This window comes from Clostridium algoriphilum (assembly GCF_020443705.1).
GTDB classification, from domain to species: Bacteria; Bacillota; Clostridia; order Clostridiales; family Clostridiaceae; genus Clostridium_AD; species Clostridium_AD algoriphilum.
Window position 1 is genome coordinate 242,896 of record NZ_JAIZZK010000003.1, and the last position, 14,667, is coordinate 257,562.

The window sequence follows — 14,667 nt, forward strand, 5'->3', positions numbered from 1 at the left end:
CTAGTCCTTCCATAAATTATTAGCTGCATATTTTAATATTACGTCACAACAATGATCACAATATCCATTTTTTTTCATTTGCTCAACCATTACATTATATTTTTCATCTTGGTCCTTATCGCGAACTCTAGACCTAGTTATAATTCTTGATAGTTCTTTTACTGAGCTTGTTAACTTCTTTTCTATTGCCTCTCTTAAAGGCTCATAAGACTCATATTTGATTTTCCCACCATTTCTAACCACATAAAACATATATGAAGTTACGTCACTTCTAAACCCTTTTGAAGAGCTTTCAGATATTCCAATCTGTTCTTCTATTGATCGCATAAAGGACTCATCCGCCTGAAGTTCCTCACCAGTAGCTTTATCTTTTAATTTTGCCTTATTTACGTAAGCTTCTGCATTATCAATATAGTTATTAAATAAACTTTCGGCTTGTTCCTTATAGCTGTGTATAAAAGCCTTAGTTACTTCTTTCTCCAATATTTTGTTGTATTCTTTTCTAATACTATCCTGAACAAAGCCCATATATTTCTTCTTTTCATCTTCAGCAATGTCCATTTCCTTAACGGATTTAATTATGCTTTCCATAATGCTTAGTGGATTTATACAATCTGATTCTGAATCCGAAATAGCATTATCAATAGCCTTTACTATAAATCTTGTTGAAATACCATGCATTCCCTCATCAATACCTGCTTCTTCCCTTAATTCACTAATATCTATTTTCTTAGTAGTTCCATTTTCTACTATTTCTTCTCCATTATAAATCTTAAGTTTTGTTATAGGATCTACCTTATTTGAAGGGGTAAACCTTGAGAGCAATGCGAACATTGCAGCAGTTTCAATTGTGTGTGGTGCAATATGCGGCTTAAAATTACTTTTCTTAAGTATCTTATCGTAAATCTTAATTTCTTCATTTAGCTCAAGGCAATAAGGAACCTCCACCTTTACAATTCTATCTAAAATAGCTTCATTTGTATGATCAGACTTAAATCTATTCCATTCTGCTTCATTAGAATGTGCAATAATTATACCATCAAAGTAAATCATAGATCCCTTTCCTGGGGATGGTATTGATTTTTCTTGAGTTGCGGTTATTATGGTATGAAGATACTCAACATCATTCTTAAATACTTCTATAAATTCTACAAGCCCTCTATTACCAACATTAAATGCACCATTAAGAGAAAAAACTCTTGGGTCATCCTCGGAATATATATCCATTTTAGATATATCAACTGACCCTGTCAAAATTGAAGTATCTTGATTATTAGGATCTACCGGTGGAACAACACCTATGCCTTTTCTTGATCTTATTGAAAATGAAGTTGTGGTAACGGGGAATTTTTCATATTCTCCATTGTATTCATTAAGTAACTTATACTTGCATGCTGGGCAAAGATCCCCTTCAATTTTGACATCAAGCATTTCCTCAAACTTTTCTCTAAGATGCTTTGGTACTAAATGCAATGGTTCTTCATTCATAGGGCATCCTTTTAAAACATATACAGGTTCTGTATCCTCAAAAGCATTTTTCAAAGCCTCCACGAGTGATGACTTTCCAGCTCCTACAGGCCCTGCCAAATACAATACCTGCCTTGATTCCTCTCCCTTCATCGATGCTGAATAGAAATAGCTGACGAGTTTCATCAATACTTTATCAATTCCAAAAAAGTTATCTTTAAAAAACCCATACTTTTTTATAATATCATTACCATATATTTTTCTTATTCTTGGATTTTCTTCAGGCCTTAAAATTTCAAAGCCCTCTTTTATTATCGTGTCATACATCCTCTTATGAGATAACTTAGCCTTATCAGGGTTTGTTTTAATTATATCTAGATATTCTAAAAAATTTCCTTCAAATTTACTTTTAACTTTAGCTGCTCTATCATTTTGTATTATATTTTTAAAATCCATTTAATACCTCCCAATGTAGTATTATTTTTATATTAGTAATTATATGAACCATAGACCCTCAACATGATTAAAAATAAAAAAAAGTTCTAAACGCAAAAAAAATACACTATAGGTATACATTTTTTCATTTGTATACTCTATAATGATATTTTTTTAAAAGGTTTTTCTTATTTAAGATTATTATCATCTAGTACCCATAGTGCAGCCATGATAAAATATATACTTCTATCAACACATACTATGTAAAATAAAAATTAACTGAAAATAAGGCCTGTTACCCCTCTATATATAAGTTATTAATTTCTCCAAACCAACTAGATAATTATCTAGAACTAGCTATAAATTTCCATGCTTGCTCCAATACCTCCTTGCTACTTTTATAAGTTAATAATTGTTTTGCAAATTGAAAACTTGCCCATTTAAAATCACATAACTCCTCAAGTTGTATATTAACAGTTTGATTTTCCACCTTAGCTAGAAAAAAAACAACTTCCTTGGTTGTTTTTTGTTTTATTGAATATTCTACTGATACCCTAAATCCATTTATAAGATTAACTTGTAACCCAGTTTCTTCACAAATCTCTCTTATCGCTGTTTCTTCTTCACTTTCATTTTGTTCAACGTGTCCCTTTGGAAAACCCCAATGTCCGTCACTTTTATCACTAATGCTTAAAAACTCTAAATTCTCACCTATTCTTCTATAAATTACAGCCCCACAAGATTTCTCAAGATTCATAATAGTCCCACACCCCTTAATTTTAATTTTATCTTGCACTTAATGATAGCTTATAATAATTAAAAACCACTTTAAATGTAAGCTCTCGCACTAAAATTATACGGTATATTTAATAATTTATTACACTAATTATTTATTTATTCATATTTATTATTAACTATCTCAACTTTTAGAAAATATAACAAAAACAAGCCCACAGCAAAGATGAGCTTGTGCACTTTATTTATCAAATCTATCCACTTTAAATAATCTTAAATCTTCATTGCGTTTTCCTAAATATAAATATTGGTATTTTTATTCATATAATAAAGATTAAAATTACAATAGCTCTTTTATAATGGTTATGTGCCTTAATAATTTTATGGTACAATATAAATTAAAATGAGGAAAAATAATATTAGAAACATTCTTGTATACCTAACTAATTAAAAAATATTATAAATTAAAATTCGCCCCGTATTTTATACTAGCTTAGTAAGCTATGCTAGCAAAGGAGATGTTTAAATCGGAAAAATTATACTATAAAAGTCCATATAAAACAGAATTCACTGCTGAAATCATAAATGTAATCCAAAAGGAAAACAAATATCATGTTGAATTAAATGAAACGTATTTTTACCCTGAAGGTGATGAACAACCCAGTGACACCGGTTATATAAATGGTGCCCCTGTCTCAAATGCATATGAGGAAAACGGCACAATATACCATATAATTGAAGTGAAACCTTTAAAAATACATAAGGTTAAATGTAGCATCGACTTTAACAAAAGGTACGATTATATGCAGCAGCATTTAGGTCAGCATATACTCTCTGCTTGCATCTCTTACTTATTTAATGCAACTACTATCAGCCTTCACCTAGGCATAAATTCTACAACTATTGATCTTGATAAAGCTATTGGAATAGATGAAATTAGAGTTGCTGAAAAAAAGGCCAATGGTATAATTTTAAAAAATATTAATATAGATGTTCTATATCCAACTAATTCCGAACTAAAAAAATTGTCTTCAAAAAAAATTCCAGTAAAAGCTGGTGAAAAAATTAGAATTGTAAAAATTGGTGATATTGATGTAACTCCTTGCTGTGGACTACATCCCAATTCTACTATTGAGGTACAACTAATTAAGATTATAAAGTTTGAAAAATATAAAACTGGCATAAGAGTTGAATTTATATGTGGTCAAAGAGCAGTTTCTGATTACGTTGTAAAACATGAAGCAATTGAAAAAATATCTAAACTTTTATCTTGCAATAATGCTACGGTTATATCGGTCGTCGAAAGTCTGAGCGGTGATCTTAATAAGGCACTTGCAGAGAAAAGAGCATTAAAAGTAGAAGTTGCTGCATATGAAGTTCAAAACATGCTAACAGAAGCTACAAAAATAGAGGATATTAGGATGCTTAAATGCATTTATGATAAATGCGACCTCAAATATGCTAATATGTTAGCAACAAAATTAGTAACTTCTTCAAAGGTTATAGTTTTATTTGGGGTAAAATCTCAGGATAAAGCAAATCTGTTATTTATGTGTTCAAAAGATTTAAAAATTATAAGAATGGATTCTCTTTTAAAGGATGCTATAACTCTTATAGATGGCAAAGGTGGTGGAAGTGAATTTTCTGCACAAGGTGGTGGAAAAAACAATAATAATTTAGATTCTGCGCTAGATTATGCATATAATAAAATCAAAGAAAATATACTCACTAGTTTAAAAAAGTAATTATTAAATTGTATTCCTAATAGATTATATGGAACTAATCCTTTATAATAAAGTCTCTAGCTCCATATAATCCTTCAATGTATGTTTTACCATCCTCGGATAATCCAATACACAATGGAGAAACCATTACCTCACGTACTTTATAATATCTTAATTTTTCATCATGTCCTGGTTTATAAAAGCCTGAAAAATCATGAATAATATAATGCTTCCCCTTTTCTGCGCCTAGATATAGCATGCCATGTCCATTCATATATACCGCTGTTCCAGGTTTTAATTTATCGAGTATTTTTTTTCTGTCTTCTGTAGTCATGTTTTGTGGTATTGCATAGAAATTACCAACTGCGAGTTCACCCTGTTCCTGTGCATTTCTGGGTAGTTTGACATTCATGCTTCTATAAATATCCATTATAAAGCTTGTACAATCTCTCGAATTAAACATGCCGCCCCATCCATATCTTTCACCTAAGAATTTAAAAGCATTTACTATTATATTTTCTCTAGTATACGGTAAATATCCTACTGAGATTTCTTCATTTCTTGAAATTAATGCTAGTGCAAATTCTACATTACCATTATTATCTCTCGTTGGTAGTTTAACCACATAATTACCTGTAGCATTTTGGCCATAAACGTCTGCTTTTATTTCCTTAATGTTGGCAAGTGGTATTGTAATACCCATGTCAAGCTTCACCTCAGATAGTTGCTTATTTAATGGATTATAACTTGTATATACCCTTTTTCCTGTAGTTACTATAAAGTCTTTTGTTTTAATATAATTGAAAAGCTCTTCTTTGAAACATATAGCTACATCTTTTTTAGGTATCCATGCTAAATAATTGTACATCTGAGCGAAGTACCACTTAGAGTCCTTGCTTTCCAGTAAAATGACAAGTGGTTCAACTGGATAAACAGCAGTCTCTTGAAATCTGTCAAACTCGTAGTTATCTCCAATTTTAAATACCCTAGAATAGGTTGGAAATGTTCTCATCATGGTCTTTCTTATAGTAATTCCATATGTAATATTATTCTTGTTTATTATCCCTTCAATATTACAATTCTGCATTAACTTCTTATAATATTTGGGGGCTATTAATGATCCATCCTCATGGAAGGTTTCATATTTTGGCAAAACACTAAAAGTGTTTAACTTGTCTGTTAATTCTTTTTTACTAAAGCACTTTTTGTAATTTTCTAAATCCACTATTGGTCCTAAAGTTTTTACGCTACTCTTGTTGTATGCTTTAATTTCTTCATTACTCATAATAACACTGCTCAGACTATCCGACTTTATCCAATATTCTGGGCAAAGCATTTCTTCCCATAGTTCTGGAATATTTGAATAAAATAGATTATCTACCTTGTTTTCTGATATATCTCCTGAAAGTACAGTTTTTTTAATAATCGTAGTAACCTCACCCTCCCATTATCCTAGATATAAAACTCTGCTGCTATTCTATCTTTATATTATATATATTATCACATATATGTGTTTTATTACATTAATTGTATATAGTAATAGACCATAAAAAGCCTGATAAGATTATTCATCCTATCAGGCTTAATTACTATTATATTTTATTATAGTAATTATTCACTTCTTTTTTATTTAATCGAAGCACATAATTTTTCTGCTGCAGCTTTTACACATTTTTTAGCGAGAATGTCTGAAATTATAGCTATTCCGTCAATATTCGCTATCTTTAATAAATCTACATTTTTCTCAGTAATTCCACCAATAGCAACTACAGGAATAGATATATTGTCTTTTATTTCTTTTAAGGTATGCACAGAAACTGCATTAGCATCATCTTTAGTAGTTGTAGGAAACATTGCTCCCACACCTACATAATCTGCTCCTTGTCTTTCAGCCTCTTGAGCTTCCTTAAGTGTTGAAGTAGAAATACCCATTATCTTATTATTTCCTATAATACTACGTGCAATAGTCGCTGGCATGTCACTTTGACCCAAATGAACCCCTGCAGCATCTATCGACAAAGCAATGTCTATTCTATCGTTTATTATTAGTGGAACCTTATATTTATCTGTAACAGTTTTAATCTTTGATGCAATGTTATAAAAGTCTAAAGTACTTATGTCCTTTTCCCTAAGTTGAACTAACGTAACCCCACCTTTTATAGCTTCCTCCACTGCAGTATATATATCTGTATCCACGAGCATTTCTCTATCTGTTATAAGGTAAAGGCTGTAGTCTATATTATTCTTCATCTATTTTGCTCCTTTTTATAATTTCAGTTTCACATAAATTATACATAGCATCTATCATTTTAACTCTAAAGGTTCCCGAACCTTCAATTTCTTTGTCTAATCGCGCGTATGCTGTTTCTCCTGCAATACCCATTGAAACAGTACCTGCTAGTGCAGCTATCAAATTATTATCCCCCGCTCCTAAATAACAACCAATAATTGCAGTACACATACATCCTGTACCTGTAACCCTGGACATCATTTTATGACCGTTTGATGTAGTGTAGAGAGTTTTACCATCTGTTATAATATCAACCACACCTGTTATAGCTACCACCGTTCCAAATTTAATAGCAAAATCTTTTGCCATTTCTTTCGCTTTGGTAAATTCATCACTGTTAGCCTCAAAACTCTCACTAGCATCCACACCTCTTGTTATAGTATCAATACCATATATTGTTTTTATTTCCGATAAATTTCCTCTTATAACTGCTAATTTAACTTGGCTCATAATTTTCTTGCAACTTTCTGTTCTATAAGTTGTGGCTCCTACTCCAACTGGATCTAGAATAACAGGTATATTTAGTTCATTTGCCCTTTTTCCGGCCGCAATCATAGACTCTATTACACCAGTATTTAATATCCCAATATTTAAAACAAGTGAAGATGCAAGGGATACCATCTCGCGAACTTCATGAATATCCTCTGCCATAACTGGTGAGCCACCTATAGCGAGTGTAATATTGGCACAATCATTAATGGTAACATAATTTGTTATTTGATGCACCAAGGGTGTTTTTTGTCTTAAATTATTTAGTAATTTAATTATTTTGTTGTTAATTTCCATTTTGACATCATCCTCCAACTTATTAAGTATATAAATCCGGTGATAACCATATCCGGTACTGTAGCTCCCAGCACAAAATCACGTTTTATAAACCAATAATAAATTACTATTCCTATAATCCATACAAAGATTGCTCCCCAATTTACAAGTATATTAGATTGAATCTTTGTATTTTTCTTTATTATAAAATAATCTGTGATCAGAATTGCAAATAATGGTGCGAATACTGACCCTATTGCATATAAAAAGCTTTCATAGTTCTCCATAGGAATTATGATTGCTGCTAGTGTTCCAATAATGGTCATAACAATACCGATCTTTTTTTCACTATATTTTGGAATAATATTTAAAAATGAAACCCCTGCTGAGTACACATCTAAAAAAGTAGTGGTTACTGTTGATAACACCACTATTCCTAGAGCCGCTATTCCTAAATTTGCAGCAAGCATCATAACTGATGGATCTGAATTTTTTGAAACTATAGCAGCTCCAAGACCAATAATAAACATCCATGAACTTCCAAGAAAATAACCTATGAAGCTTCCATAAGCTCCTCCTTTTTCACTCCTTGCAAATCTAGTGTAATCTGCGATTAAAGGTAGCCATGAAAGAGGCATAACTATACTTAATTCTAATGCCCCTCCAAAAGAAATCCCTCCAGTGCTTGCTTTTAGTAGTAATGTTTTATCTTTAAATATTATTATTCCGAGTATCAATGTAAGTATAAAAAGCAAAGATACAGCTGTAATATTTAATTTTTTCATGCCACTATTTCCTAGCCAAAGCCATATTATAGTTAATACTCCTATAAGTATTATACACACTAATACATTGTTAAAATTCCATAAATTTTGCGATATCAAGTTTACAGAAGTAGCAGCTACCTTTATCATAATTGCCGTCCAACCAATTAGCTGAAGTACATTTAAAATTGAGAATAAATAAGTACTATATACTCCAAAAGAAATATTAGTAGAAGTCATTGCTGGCACTTTTTCTCTAGTACCTATTATGCCACCCAGCACTAATATTCCTGTTCCTATTAAGTGTCCTAGAAGTATTACTATTATTCCCATTTTAAATCCTAGGGGCGCAATTAGTCCGCCCGTCATTATTTCTGCAATAGATACTGCAGCACCAAACCACAAAAATACAAAAGTCCAAAAACCTAATTTCTGTTTATCCTTAATCATTTGCCATCCCCGCTTTTTTATATAATTCATAGAAATGATTGGTAGGTCCTACCCCATGTCCAATATCTAAAGAGTGTTTTATAGCAGTTGTTATATACTGCTTTGACTTTTTAATTGATTCCTTCATGCTAAAACCAAGTGCCAAATTTGCAGCAATGGCCGATGACAAAGTACATCCCGTTCCATGAGTATTCTTTGTGTGTATTCTCTCTGACGTAAAATGTATAATTTCATTTCCGTCATAAAAAACATCTACTGCTTCTCCCTGCATATGTCCACCTTTTAAAAGTATATTTTTGCATCCAAGCTTATACATTTTTTTTGCTGCTTCTTCCATATCCACCACCGTTAATATGTCTGGGAAATCCGAATTTACTTCTCGAAGAATCTCTTCAGCCTCTGGGACATTAGGAGTAATAAGTGATGCTAATGGGATTAATTTTTTAATTAAAGCCGACTTTGACTCTGGTTTTAACAATGAATACCCGCTTTTTGAAATCATTACAGGATCTAGGACTATGTTTTTAGGCTTGTATAATTCTAATTTCTCACTAATAGCATTAATAGTTGAAATCATTGACACCATGCCAATTTTAACTGCATCTACAATTATATCTGTAAAAATAGCGTCAATTTGTGCCTTAATAATTTCCTCGTCTAGGTCTTGCACTGCGAAAACTCCCATAGTATTCTGTGCTGTTATAGCTGTGATAACACTCATTCCATATACGCCATTAGCACTTAAGCTTTTCAAATCTGCTTGCACTCCAGCACCTCCACAACTGTCAGAACCTGCTATAGTTAGTACCTTTTTCATGTTAATTTCCTCCTACCTAATATCTGTTTTAAGCCTGTTTGTTTAAATTAGTAAGTTTCTTTAAATCTATCACTTTTAGAATAAAGAATGCAATTAAACTTCCCCCAATGGTACTTATTAAAAATGGAGCTACAAAGAACAATGCCCCTACTTTTTTACCCATTATTAAATTAGATATTGGAAATGCTAATAGCCCTCCAATTATTCCTGTTCCAATAATTTCTCCAACTACTGCCAGTAAATTGCTTTTAGTTTTCTTATATAAAATTCCAGCTAAAAGTACTCCAATCATACTACCAGGGAAAGCTAAAAGGGATCCTGTTCCTAATATATTTCTTAGTAGAGATATACAAAAGGCTATAGCTACACCGTATCCAGGGCCTAATATTACAGCTGCTATAACATTAATCGTAGCCTGCACCGGAAAGCATTTTGATACTCCTACTGGTATAAATATGATATTACCAGCTATTATCCCAATAGCTATTAATAGTGATGAAATAGTCAATTTTTTATTCTTCATGTATTTACGCTCCTTTCTATTATGTTATGTCGTTATAAAAGGAACAAACTCTAATTAAACCTAGCATAAATGCTGTTCTGTGTAACATAAAAAAACACAAATCCAAAGGATTTGTGTTAAATTAACGTGATATATAATAAAACATATATAATACACCAATAAACAACTTCCTACGCTGGCATTATCCAGTTCAGGTCATAGGGTCCAAGAATTACAATCCTTGCTCTCAGTTGGCATGTCCAACTCCCCTGTGTTAGGTTATTCTTTTTTATTTCATATATCTAATAATAACATACCATAATATTATAAACAATAATATTTATATTGCAATTATTTACATTGTCAATTCTCAGATATTTGTACTGCTTTGTCTTTAAGGTAAGTACTACATCTAGTAACTATTTTAATGTTACTTTCTTGCACTCTAATGTAGTTGTATCAACTATCATACCTCTATTGATAAACTCCTCACAAGCACAGTTTACGACTAGTGTATTTCCTAATTTCTTAACACCATAGTCCTCATGTACATGACCACATAAAAAAATAGCTGGTCCTTTATCAAAAATCATATTTTTAATGGAGGAACTGCCATAATAATGACCATTTGTACCTTTATCTAAACACATGTATGGTGGTTGATGTGCCACTATAATCTTTTCTTTATTTATATTACATATTTCATCTAATGCTTTTTTTATATCCAATTCATTGCCTTCTCGGTTACTGCCATACAATTGTATATCTAGAATTTCAAAAGGAATAAAAGTGTTTTCAATATTTGCAGATATTGCGTTGGGTAAATAATTCATATCATCCTTATCTACTAAGAAAAGGTCATGATTTCCTAATATGTACAACACTTTTTTGTTTTTTATTTCACTTATCATTGTTTTAAAACATAAGTAATCCTCTTCTTGAATCTTAACTAACTCCATAACAGTTGAGTATTCATGACTAGCTGAAATATCTCCACAAAATACTGCTACATCAATATTTTCTCTACTATTTATGAAATCTATAGTTTTTCTTAAATTATTGTATCTTCCATGTATATCACTAGTACAAAATATCTTCATTAACATTACTCCTCTAATAAAAGCTACATTTTCTAAACCATCTTTTTATAATCAAATATGTCATAACTAACTAAATATATCATAGCACATATCCTTCCCTTAAGTTCTTAAAAAGGTACATGTTCAATCCTTTACGCAAAAAAATCCAGCATCTCTACTGGATTACATATTAAAATTTATATATTTCTATTCAAGTCTTATTCCTGATCTCTTAACAGCTATATGCCAACCATGAAGTAGTTCTTTCCTATGCTCCTCGGTCATACTAGGTTTAAAACTTCTTGATATTGCCCAATGCTTTGCCACCTCTTCCTTGCTTTTCCAATATCCTACTGCAAGGCCTGCAAGATAAGCTGCACCGAGTGCTGTAGTTTCAGTTACCTCTGGTCTGTCTACTTGAACATTTAAAATGTCTGATTGAAACTGCATTAAGAAATTGTTTTTGCAAGCTCCTCCATCTACTTTAAGTTCAGTAAGTTTAATTCCAGAATCTTGTTGCATTGCTTTTAATACATCATGAGTTTGGTATGCAAGCGCTTCAAGAGTTGCTCTTATTAAATGTTCTTTTTTTGATCCTCTTGTAAGTCCTACAATTGTTCCTCTTGCATAAGGATCCCAATATGGTGCCCCAAGTCCAACAAAAGCCGGAACTACATATACTCCATTTGTATCGTCGACCGCCATTGCATATTCTTCGCAATCCGCAGCATTATCAATCATTCGAAGCTCATCTCTTAACCATTGTATAGCTGCTCCTGCTATAAATACACTACCTTCAAGTGCATACTCAACTTTTCCATCTATTCCCCAAGCAATAGTTGTAAGTAATCCCTGCTTGGATTCAATTGCTTTATCTCCCGTATTCATAAGCATAAAGCATCCAGTACCATATGTGTTTTTAGCTGTTCCTGACTTATAACAAGTTTGTCCAAACAATGCTGCTTGTTGGTCTCCAGCAGCTCCAGCTATAGGAATTTCTCCACCAAACAATGAGCTATCAGTATGTCCATATATATAACTTGATGGTTTAACTTCTGGAAGCATTGATTTTGGTATGTTTAATGTTTCCAGTAATTCATCATCCCATTTTAGTTCATGAATATTAAATAGCATTGTTCTTGAAGCATTAGAATAGTCTGTTACATATGTTTTTCCTTTTGTTAAATTCCAAATTAACCAAGTATCTATGTTACCAAATAATAGATTGCCAGCTTCAGCTTCCGCTCTAGCTCCTTCTACATTATCTAATATCCATTTTATTTTTGTTCCAGAGAAATAAGCATCTAATATTAATCCAGTTTTAGCTCTAACAACTTTATCAAAGCCTTTTTCTGTTAACACATCGCAAGTATCAGCTGTTCTTCTACATTGCCATACTATTGCATTATATACTGGCACTCCCGTCCTTTTATCCCAAACTACAGTTGTTTCTCTTTGGTTTGTAATTCCTATTGCTGCTATATCACTAGCATTAGCTTTAACCTTAGCCATTGCTTCTGCTACTACGCTCATTTGGCTTGACCATATTTCCATTGGATCATGTTCTACCCAAGCTGCTTTTGGAAATATCTGCGTAAATTCTTTTTGAGCTGACGTTACAATAAGTCCCTTTTCATTGAATAGTATACATCTTGAACTTGTTGTTCCTTGATCAAGTGCCATTATATATTTAGCCATTTTAGCAAAACTCCTTTTTAAAATTATTCTTGTCAAATCGTTTACAATTTGATATACAAAAAAAACCACGTAAAAATAAAGCATAACACTTTATAATAACGCGGCTCATATTCTCTGCCATTTATCATATATCATTATTTAAAGTATAACTTATTATTAGTTGTTTTGCAATAAAACTTATAAAATTTACAATTTAGCTTTATTTCTTAAACAATACTTACTTTTAGTTGTATATTATTTAAACATATACAACAATCAGAAAATCTTATATTCTGATTGTTGAAATTATAATTACTTGAACGATTTACTTTATCTATGATTTATATTGTATTTTAACTCCATCACAAGTGATTTTTAATACATTACTTCTATGTACTGATTATTATAATTAATATGGGTATAATAGTAGAATAAATTTTATTTTGGGAAAATTGAAATAAATTTTAGACAAATCAAGCTTAATATAATGGCGGAGGTTTATATGATGAAAAAGAAAAGAGGATTTAAGATTTTCTCAGTTCTTGCTGTAATTGTTATAGTATACAGTTCTATTATGATTCATAATTTAAATACAACAAGTTATGGCAAAGTTGATACATTATTTGGAATAATGTCGAAAATACAAGTATTTATTTATCCTGTTACATTTAAAAATAAAACAATATCTGAAATACGTATAGCCTTACATAAGGTATCTACAATATATAGTTCTAACCCTATAGTCTTCTCCAATATAAAAAATATAAATATAAAAACAACTACGAGCCAAGTACCAGTTAGAATATATACCCCTAATAATAGCATTAATTCACCTATAATAATTTACTCACATGGTGGTAGTTGGATAAGTGGTACTATCGACGAATATGATAATGTCTGCAGGAAAATCTCAAAAAAATCAAACGCAATAGTTGTATCTATTAATTATTGTCTTGCACCAGAAAATCCTTTTCCAGCTGGACTCAATGATGTATATAGCGTGCTTCAATGGATTAGTAAAAATGCTAAAAGTATTAATGGGGACTCTAATCGAATATGTGTTGCAGGTGACAGTGCTGGTGCTAACCTCTCTGCTGTAGTCTCACAGATCGCACGTGATAAAGGTGGTCCCCACATAATTTCTCAGGTACTAATATATCCCTCTACAAACATATATGAGTTAAATACTAAATCTTGGGCGTACTTTGGTATGGATTATAATTTAACAAGAGAAAATACTAATAAATTCATATCACTATATATCCCAAAATTAGAAGATAGAAAAAATGAAAATGCATCCCCTCTCTTAACTAAAAATTTTAAAAATTTACCTAATGCATTAATAATTACAGCACAATTCGATCCATTAAGAGATGAAGGTGAGTCTTATGGGAATAAATTAAAAGAGGCAGGTGTGGATGTAAGGTCTACTAGGTATAACGGTGTTACACATGGCTTCATCTCAATGGATAGGATTACTAAAAAATCAGATTTAGCAATCAATGAAATTTCCACATATCTACGAGGACAATTTAATAAAAATAAGACATCGTCATTAAAACAATAATAACCTCTCAAGCATTGTATAATATTAAAATTAAAAATTTCATCTATAATATATAAAAAACTGGGTAAACTACATAATGCACTGGATAACTTAGTGTAAATTGTTTATTAGAGAGGAGAATTTTTATGAAAAACAACAATTCAAATGGAACAAAAAAAGCAAATGATCAGTCAACTACAAATGGAGGTTCAAATTTATCCTCTAATGCTGGTATGTCTATTAGCACTAATGAAGCTAATTTAAATGAGACAAAACAATTAAACAATCAATCAGCAGCAAACAAAGGTACTAGTGGTATTTCAAACCAGAGTGCATCTAACCTATCTAGTAGCACTAGTCCTTCTAGTTTAGAAGAAACAAAACAGTTAAATAACCAATCAGCTGGAAATAATAGT

The 14,667-nt window shown here is 31.4% G+C and carries 13 protein-coding genes and 1 riboswitch; of the genes, 3 read left to right on the plus strand and 10 right to left on the minus strand.

Annotated elements, in window-relative coordinates; translation table 11 throughout:
- A complete protein-coding gene (locus LGK95_RS04745; RefSeq protein WP_226122794.1) occupies positions 1 to 1,923 on the minus strand; it encodes a PrkA family serine protein kinase in 1,923 nt (640 codons plus the stop codon).
- A 322-nt stretch (positions 1,924 to 2,245) separates the two neighbouring features.
- On the minus strand, positions 2,246 to 2,659 hold the full coding sequence (locus LGK95_RS04750) for a bis(5'-nucleosyl)-tetraphosphatase (RefSeq protein WP_226122795.1): 414 nt from the start codon (positions 2,657 to 2,659) through the stop codon (positions 2,246 to 2,248).
- Positions 2,660 to 3,140: 481 nt separating this feature from the next.
- Between LGK95_RS04750 and LGK95_RS04755 the strand changes: the two genes are divergently transcribed.
- A complete protein-coding gene (locus LGK95_RS04755) occupies positions 3,141 to 4,382 on the plus strand; it encodes an alanyl-tRNA editing protein (protein WP_226122798.1) in 1,242 nt (413 codons plus the stop codon).
- 34 nt (positions 4,383 to 4,416) lie between these two features.
- Here the strand turns inward: LGK95_RS04755 and LGK95_RS04760 are convergent, their stop codons facing one another.
- The 8 genes from LGK95_RS04760 to glpK all read right to left on the minus strand — a co-directional run bounded on the left by LGK95_RS04760 (position 4,417) and on the right by glpK (position 12,726).
- Positions 4,417 to 5,646, minus strand: a complete 1,230-nt coding sequence (locus LGK95_RS04760; RefSeq protein ID WP_226122800.1) for a C40 family peptidase — start codon at positions 5,644 to 5,646, stop codon at positions 4,417 to 4,419.
- A 341-nt stretch (positions 5,647 to 5,987) separates the two neighbouring features.
- A complete protein-coding gene (gene thiE, locus LGK95_RS04765; RefSeq protein ID WP_226122808.1) occupies positions 5,988 to 6,611 on the minus strand; it encodes a thiamine phosphate synthase in 624 nt (207 codons plus the stop codon).
- Positions 6,601 to 7,437, minus strand: a complete 837-nt coding sequence (gene thiM, locus LGK95_RS04770; RefSeq protein ID WP_226122809.1) for a hydroxyethylthiazole kinase — start codon at positions 7,435 to 7,437, stop codon at positions 6,601 to 6,603. The genes thiE and thiM overlap by 11 nt, the downstream gene beginning before the upstream one ends.
- Positions 7,416 to 8,630 (minus strand): putative hydroxymethylpyrimidine transporter CytX, encoded by a 1,215-nt coding sequence (cytX, locus tag LGK95_RS04775; protein ID WP_226122812.1) that lies wholly within the window; start codon positions 8,628 to 8,630, stop codon positions 7,416 to 7,418. The genes thiM and cytX overlap by 22 nt, the downstream gene beginning before the upstream one ends.
- On the minus strand, positions 8,623 to 9,447 hold the full coding sequence (thiD, locus tag LGK95_RS04780) for a bifunctional hydroxymethylpyrimidine kinase/phosphomethylpyrimidine kinase (RefSeq protein ID WP_226122814.1): 825 nt from the start codon (positions 9,445 to 9,447) through the stop codon (positions 8,623 to 8,625). Before thiD ends, cytX begins: the two co-directional genes overlap by 8 nt.
- Before the next feature lie 28 nt (positions 9,448 to 9,475).
- Complete coding sequence (gene thiW, locus LGK95_RS04785; RefSeq protein ID WP_226122816.1) at positions 9,476 to 9,970, minus strand: energy coupling factor transporter S component ThiW; 495 nt, start codon at positions 9,968 to 9,970, stop codon at positions 9,476 to 9,478.
- 149 nt (positions 9,971 to 10,119) lie between these two features.
- Positions 10,120 to 10,230, minus strand: a riboswitch (TPP riboswitch).
- Positions 10,231 to 10,368: 138 nt separating this feature from the next.
- Positions 10,369 to 11,049: a metallophosphoesterase family protein gene (locus LGK95_RS04790; RefSeq protein WP_226122817.1), complete on the minus strand. Its 681-nt coding sequence runs from the start codon at positions 11,047 to 11,049 to the stop codon at positions 10,369 to 10,371.
- A 186-nt stretch (positions 11,050 to 11,235) separates the two neighbouring features.
- A complete protein-coding gene (glpK, locus tag LGK95_RS04795; protein WP_226122820.1) occupies positions 11,236 to 12,726 on the minus strand; it encodes a glycerol kinase GlpK in 1,491 nt (496 codons plus the stop codon).
- Between the two features lie 484 nt (positions 12,727 to 13,210).
- On the opposite strand from glpK, the gene LGK95_RS04800 reads away from it, so the two are divergent.
- Together LGK95_RS04800 and LGK95_RS04805 are read left to right on the plus strand one after the other, a co-directional pair.
- Entirely contained in the window at positions 13,211 to 14,272 is a 1,062-nt protein-coding gene (locus LGK95_RS04800) for an alpha/beta hydrolase (protein ID WP_226122822.1), read from the plus strand.
- A 125-nt stretch (positions 14,273 to 14,397) separates the two neighbouring features.
- Positions 14,398 to 14,667 (plus strand): hypothetical protein (locus LGK95_RS04805; RefSeq protein WP_226122824.1); only part of this gene is annotated, 270 nt, incomplete at its 3' end.

Bases quoted from the DNA above. Each gene is read 5' to 3' on its own strand.
- glpK (WP_226122820.1), bottom strand. From the start codon at position 12,726: ATGGCTAAATATATAATGGCACTTGATCAAGGAACAACAAGTTCAAGA.
- thiE (WP_226122808.1), bottom strand. From the start codon at position 6,611: ATGAAGAATAATATAGACTACAGCCTTTACCTTATAACAGATAGAGAA.
- cytX (WP_226122812.1), bottom strand. From the start codon at position 8,630: ATGATTAAGGATAAACAGAAATTAGGTTTTTGGACTTTTGTATTTTTG.
- LGK95_RS04750 (WP_226122795.1), bottom strand. From the start codon at position 2,659: ATGAATCTTGAGAAATCTTGTGGGGCTGTAATTTATAGAAGAATAGGT.
- thiW (WP_226122816.1), bottom strand. From the start codon at position 9,970: ATGAAGAATAAAAAATTGACTATTTCATCACTATTAATAGCTATTGGG.
- LGK95_RS04745 (WP_226122794.1), bottom strand. From the start codon at position 1,923: ATGGATTTTAAAAATATAATACAAAATGATAGAGCAGCTAAAGTTAAA.
- thiM (WP_226122809.1), bottom strand. From the start codon at position 7,437: ATGGAAATTAACAACAAAATAATTAAATTACTAAATAATTTAAGACAA.
- thiD (WP_226122814.1), bottom strand. From the start codon at position 9,447: ATGAAAAAGGTACTAACTATAGCAGGTTCTGACAGTTGTGGAGGTGCT.
- LGK95_RS04800 (WP_226122822.1), top strand. From the start codon at position 13,211: ATGAAAAAGAAAAGAGGATTTAAGATTTTCTCAGTTCTTGCTGTAATT.
- LGK95_RS04755 (WP_226122798.1), top strand. From the start codon at position 3,141: ATGCTAGCAAAGGAGATGTTTAAATCGGAAAAATTATACTATAAAAGT.
- LGK95_RS04790 (WP_226122817.1), bottom strand. From the start codon at position 11,049: ATGAAGATATTTTGTACTAGTGATATACATGGAAGATACAATAATTTA.
- LGK95_RS04760 (WP_226122800.1), bottom strand. From the start codon at position 5,646: ATGAGTAATGAAGAAATTAAAGCATACAACAAGAGTAGCGTAAAAACT.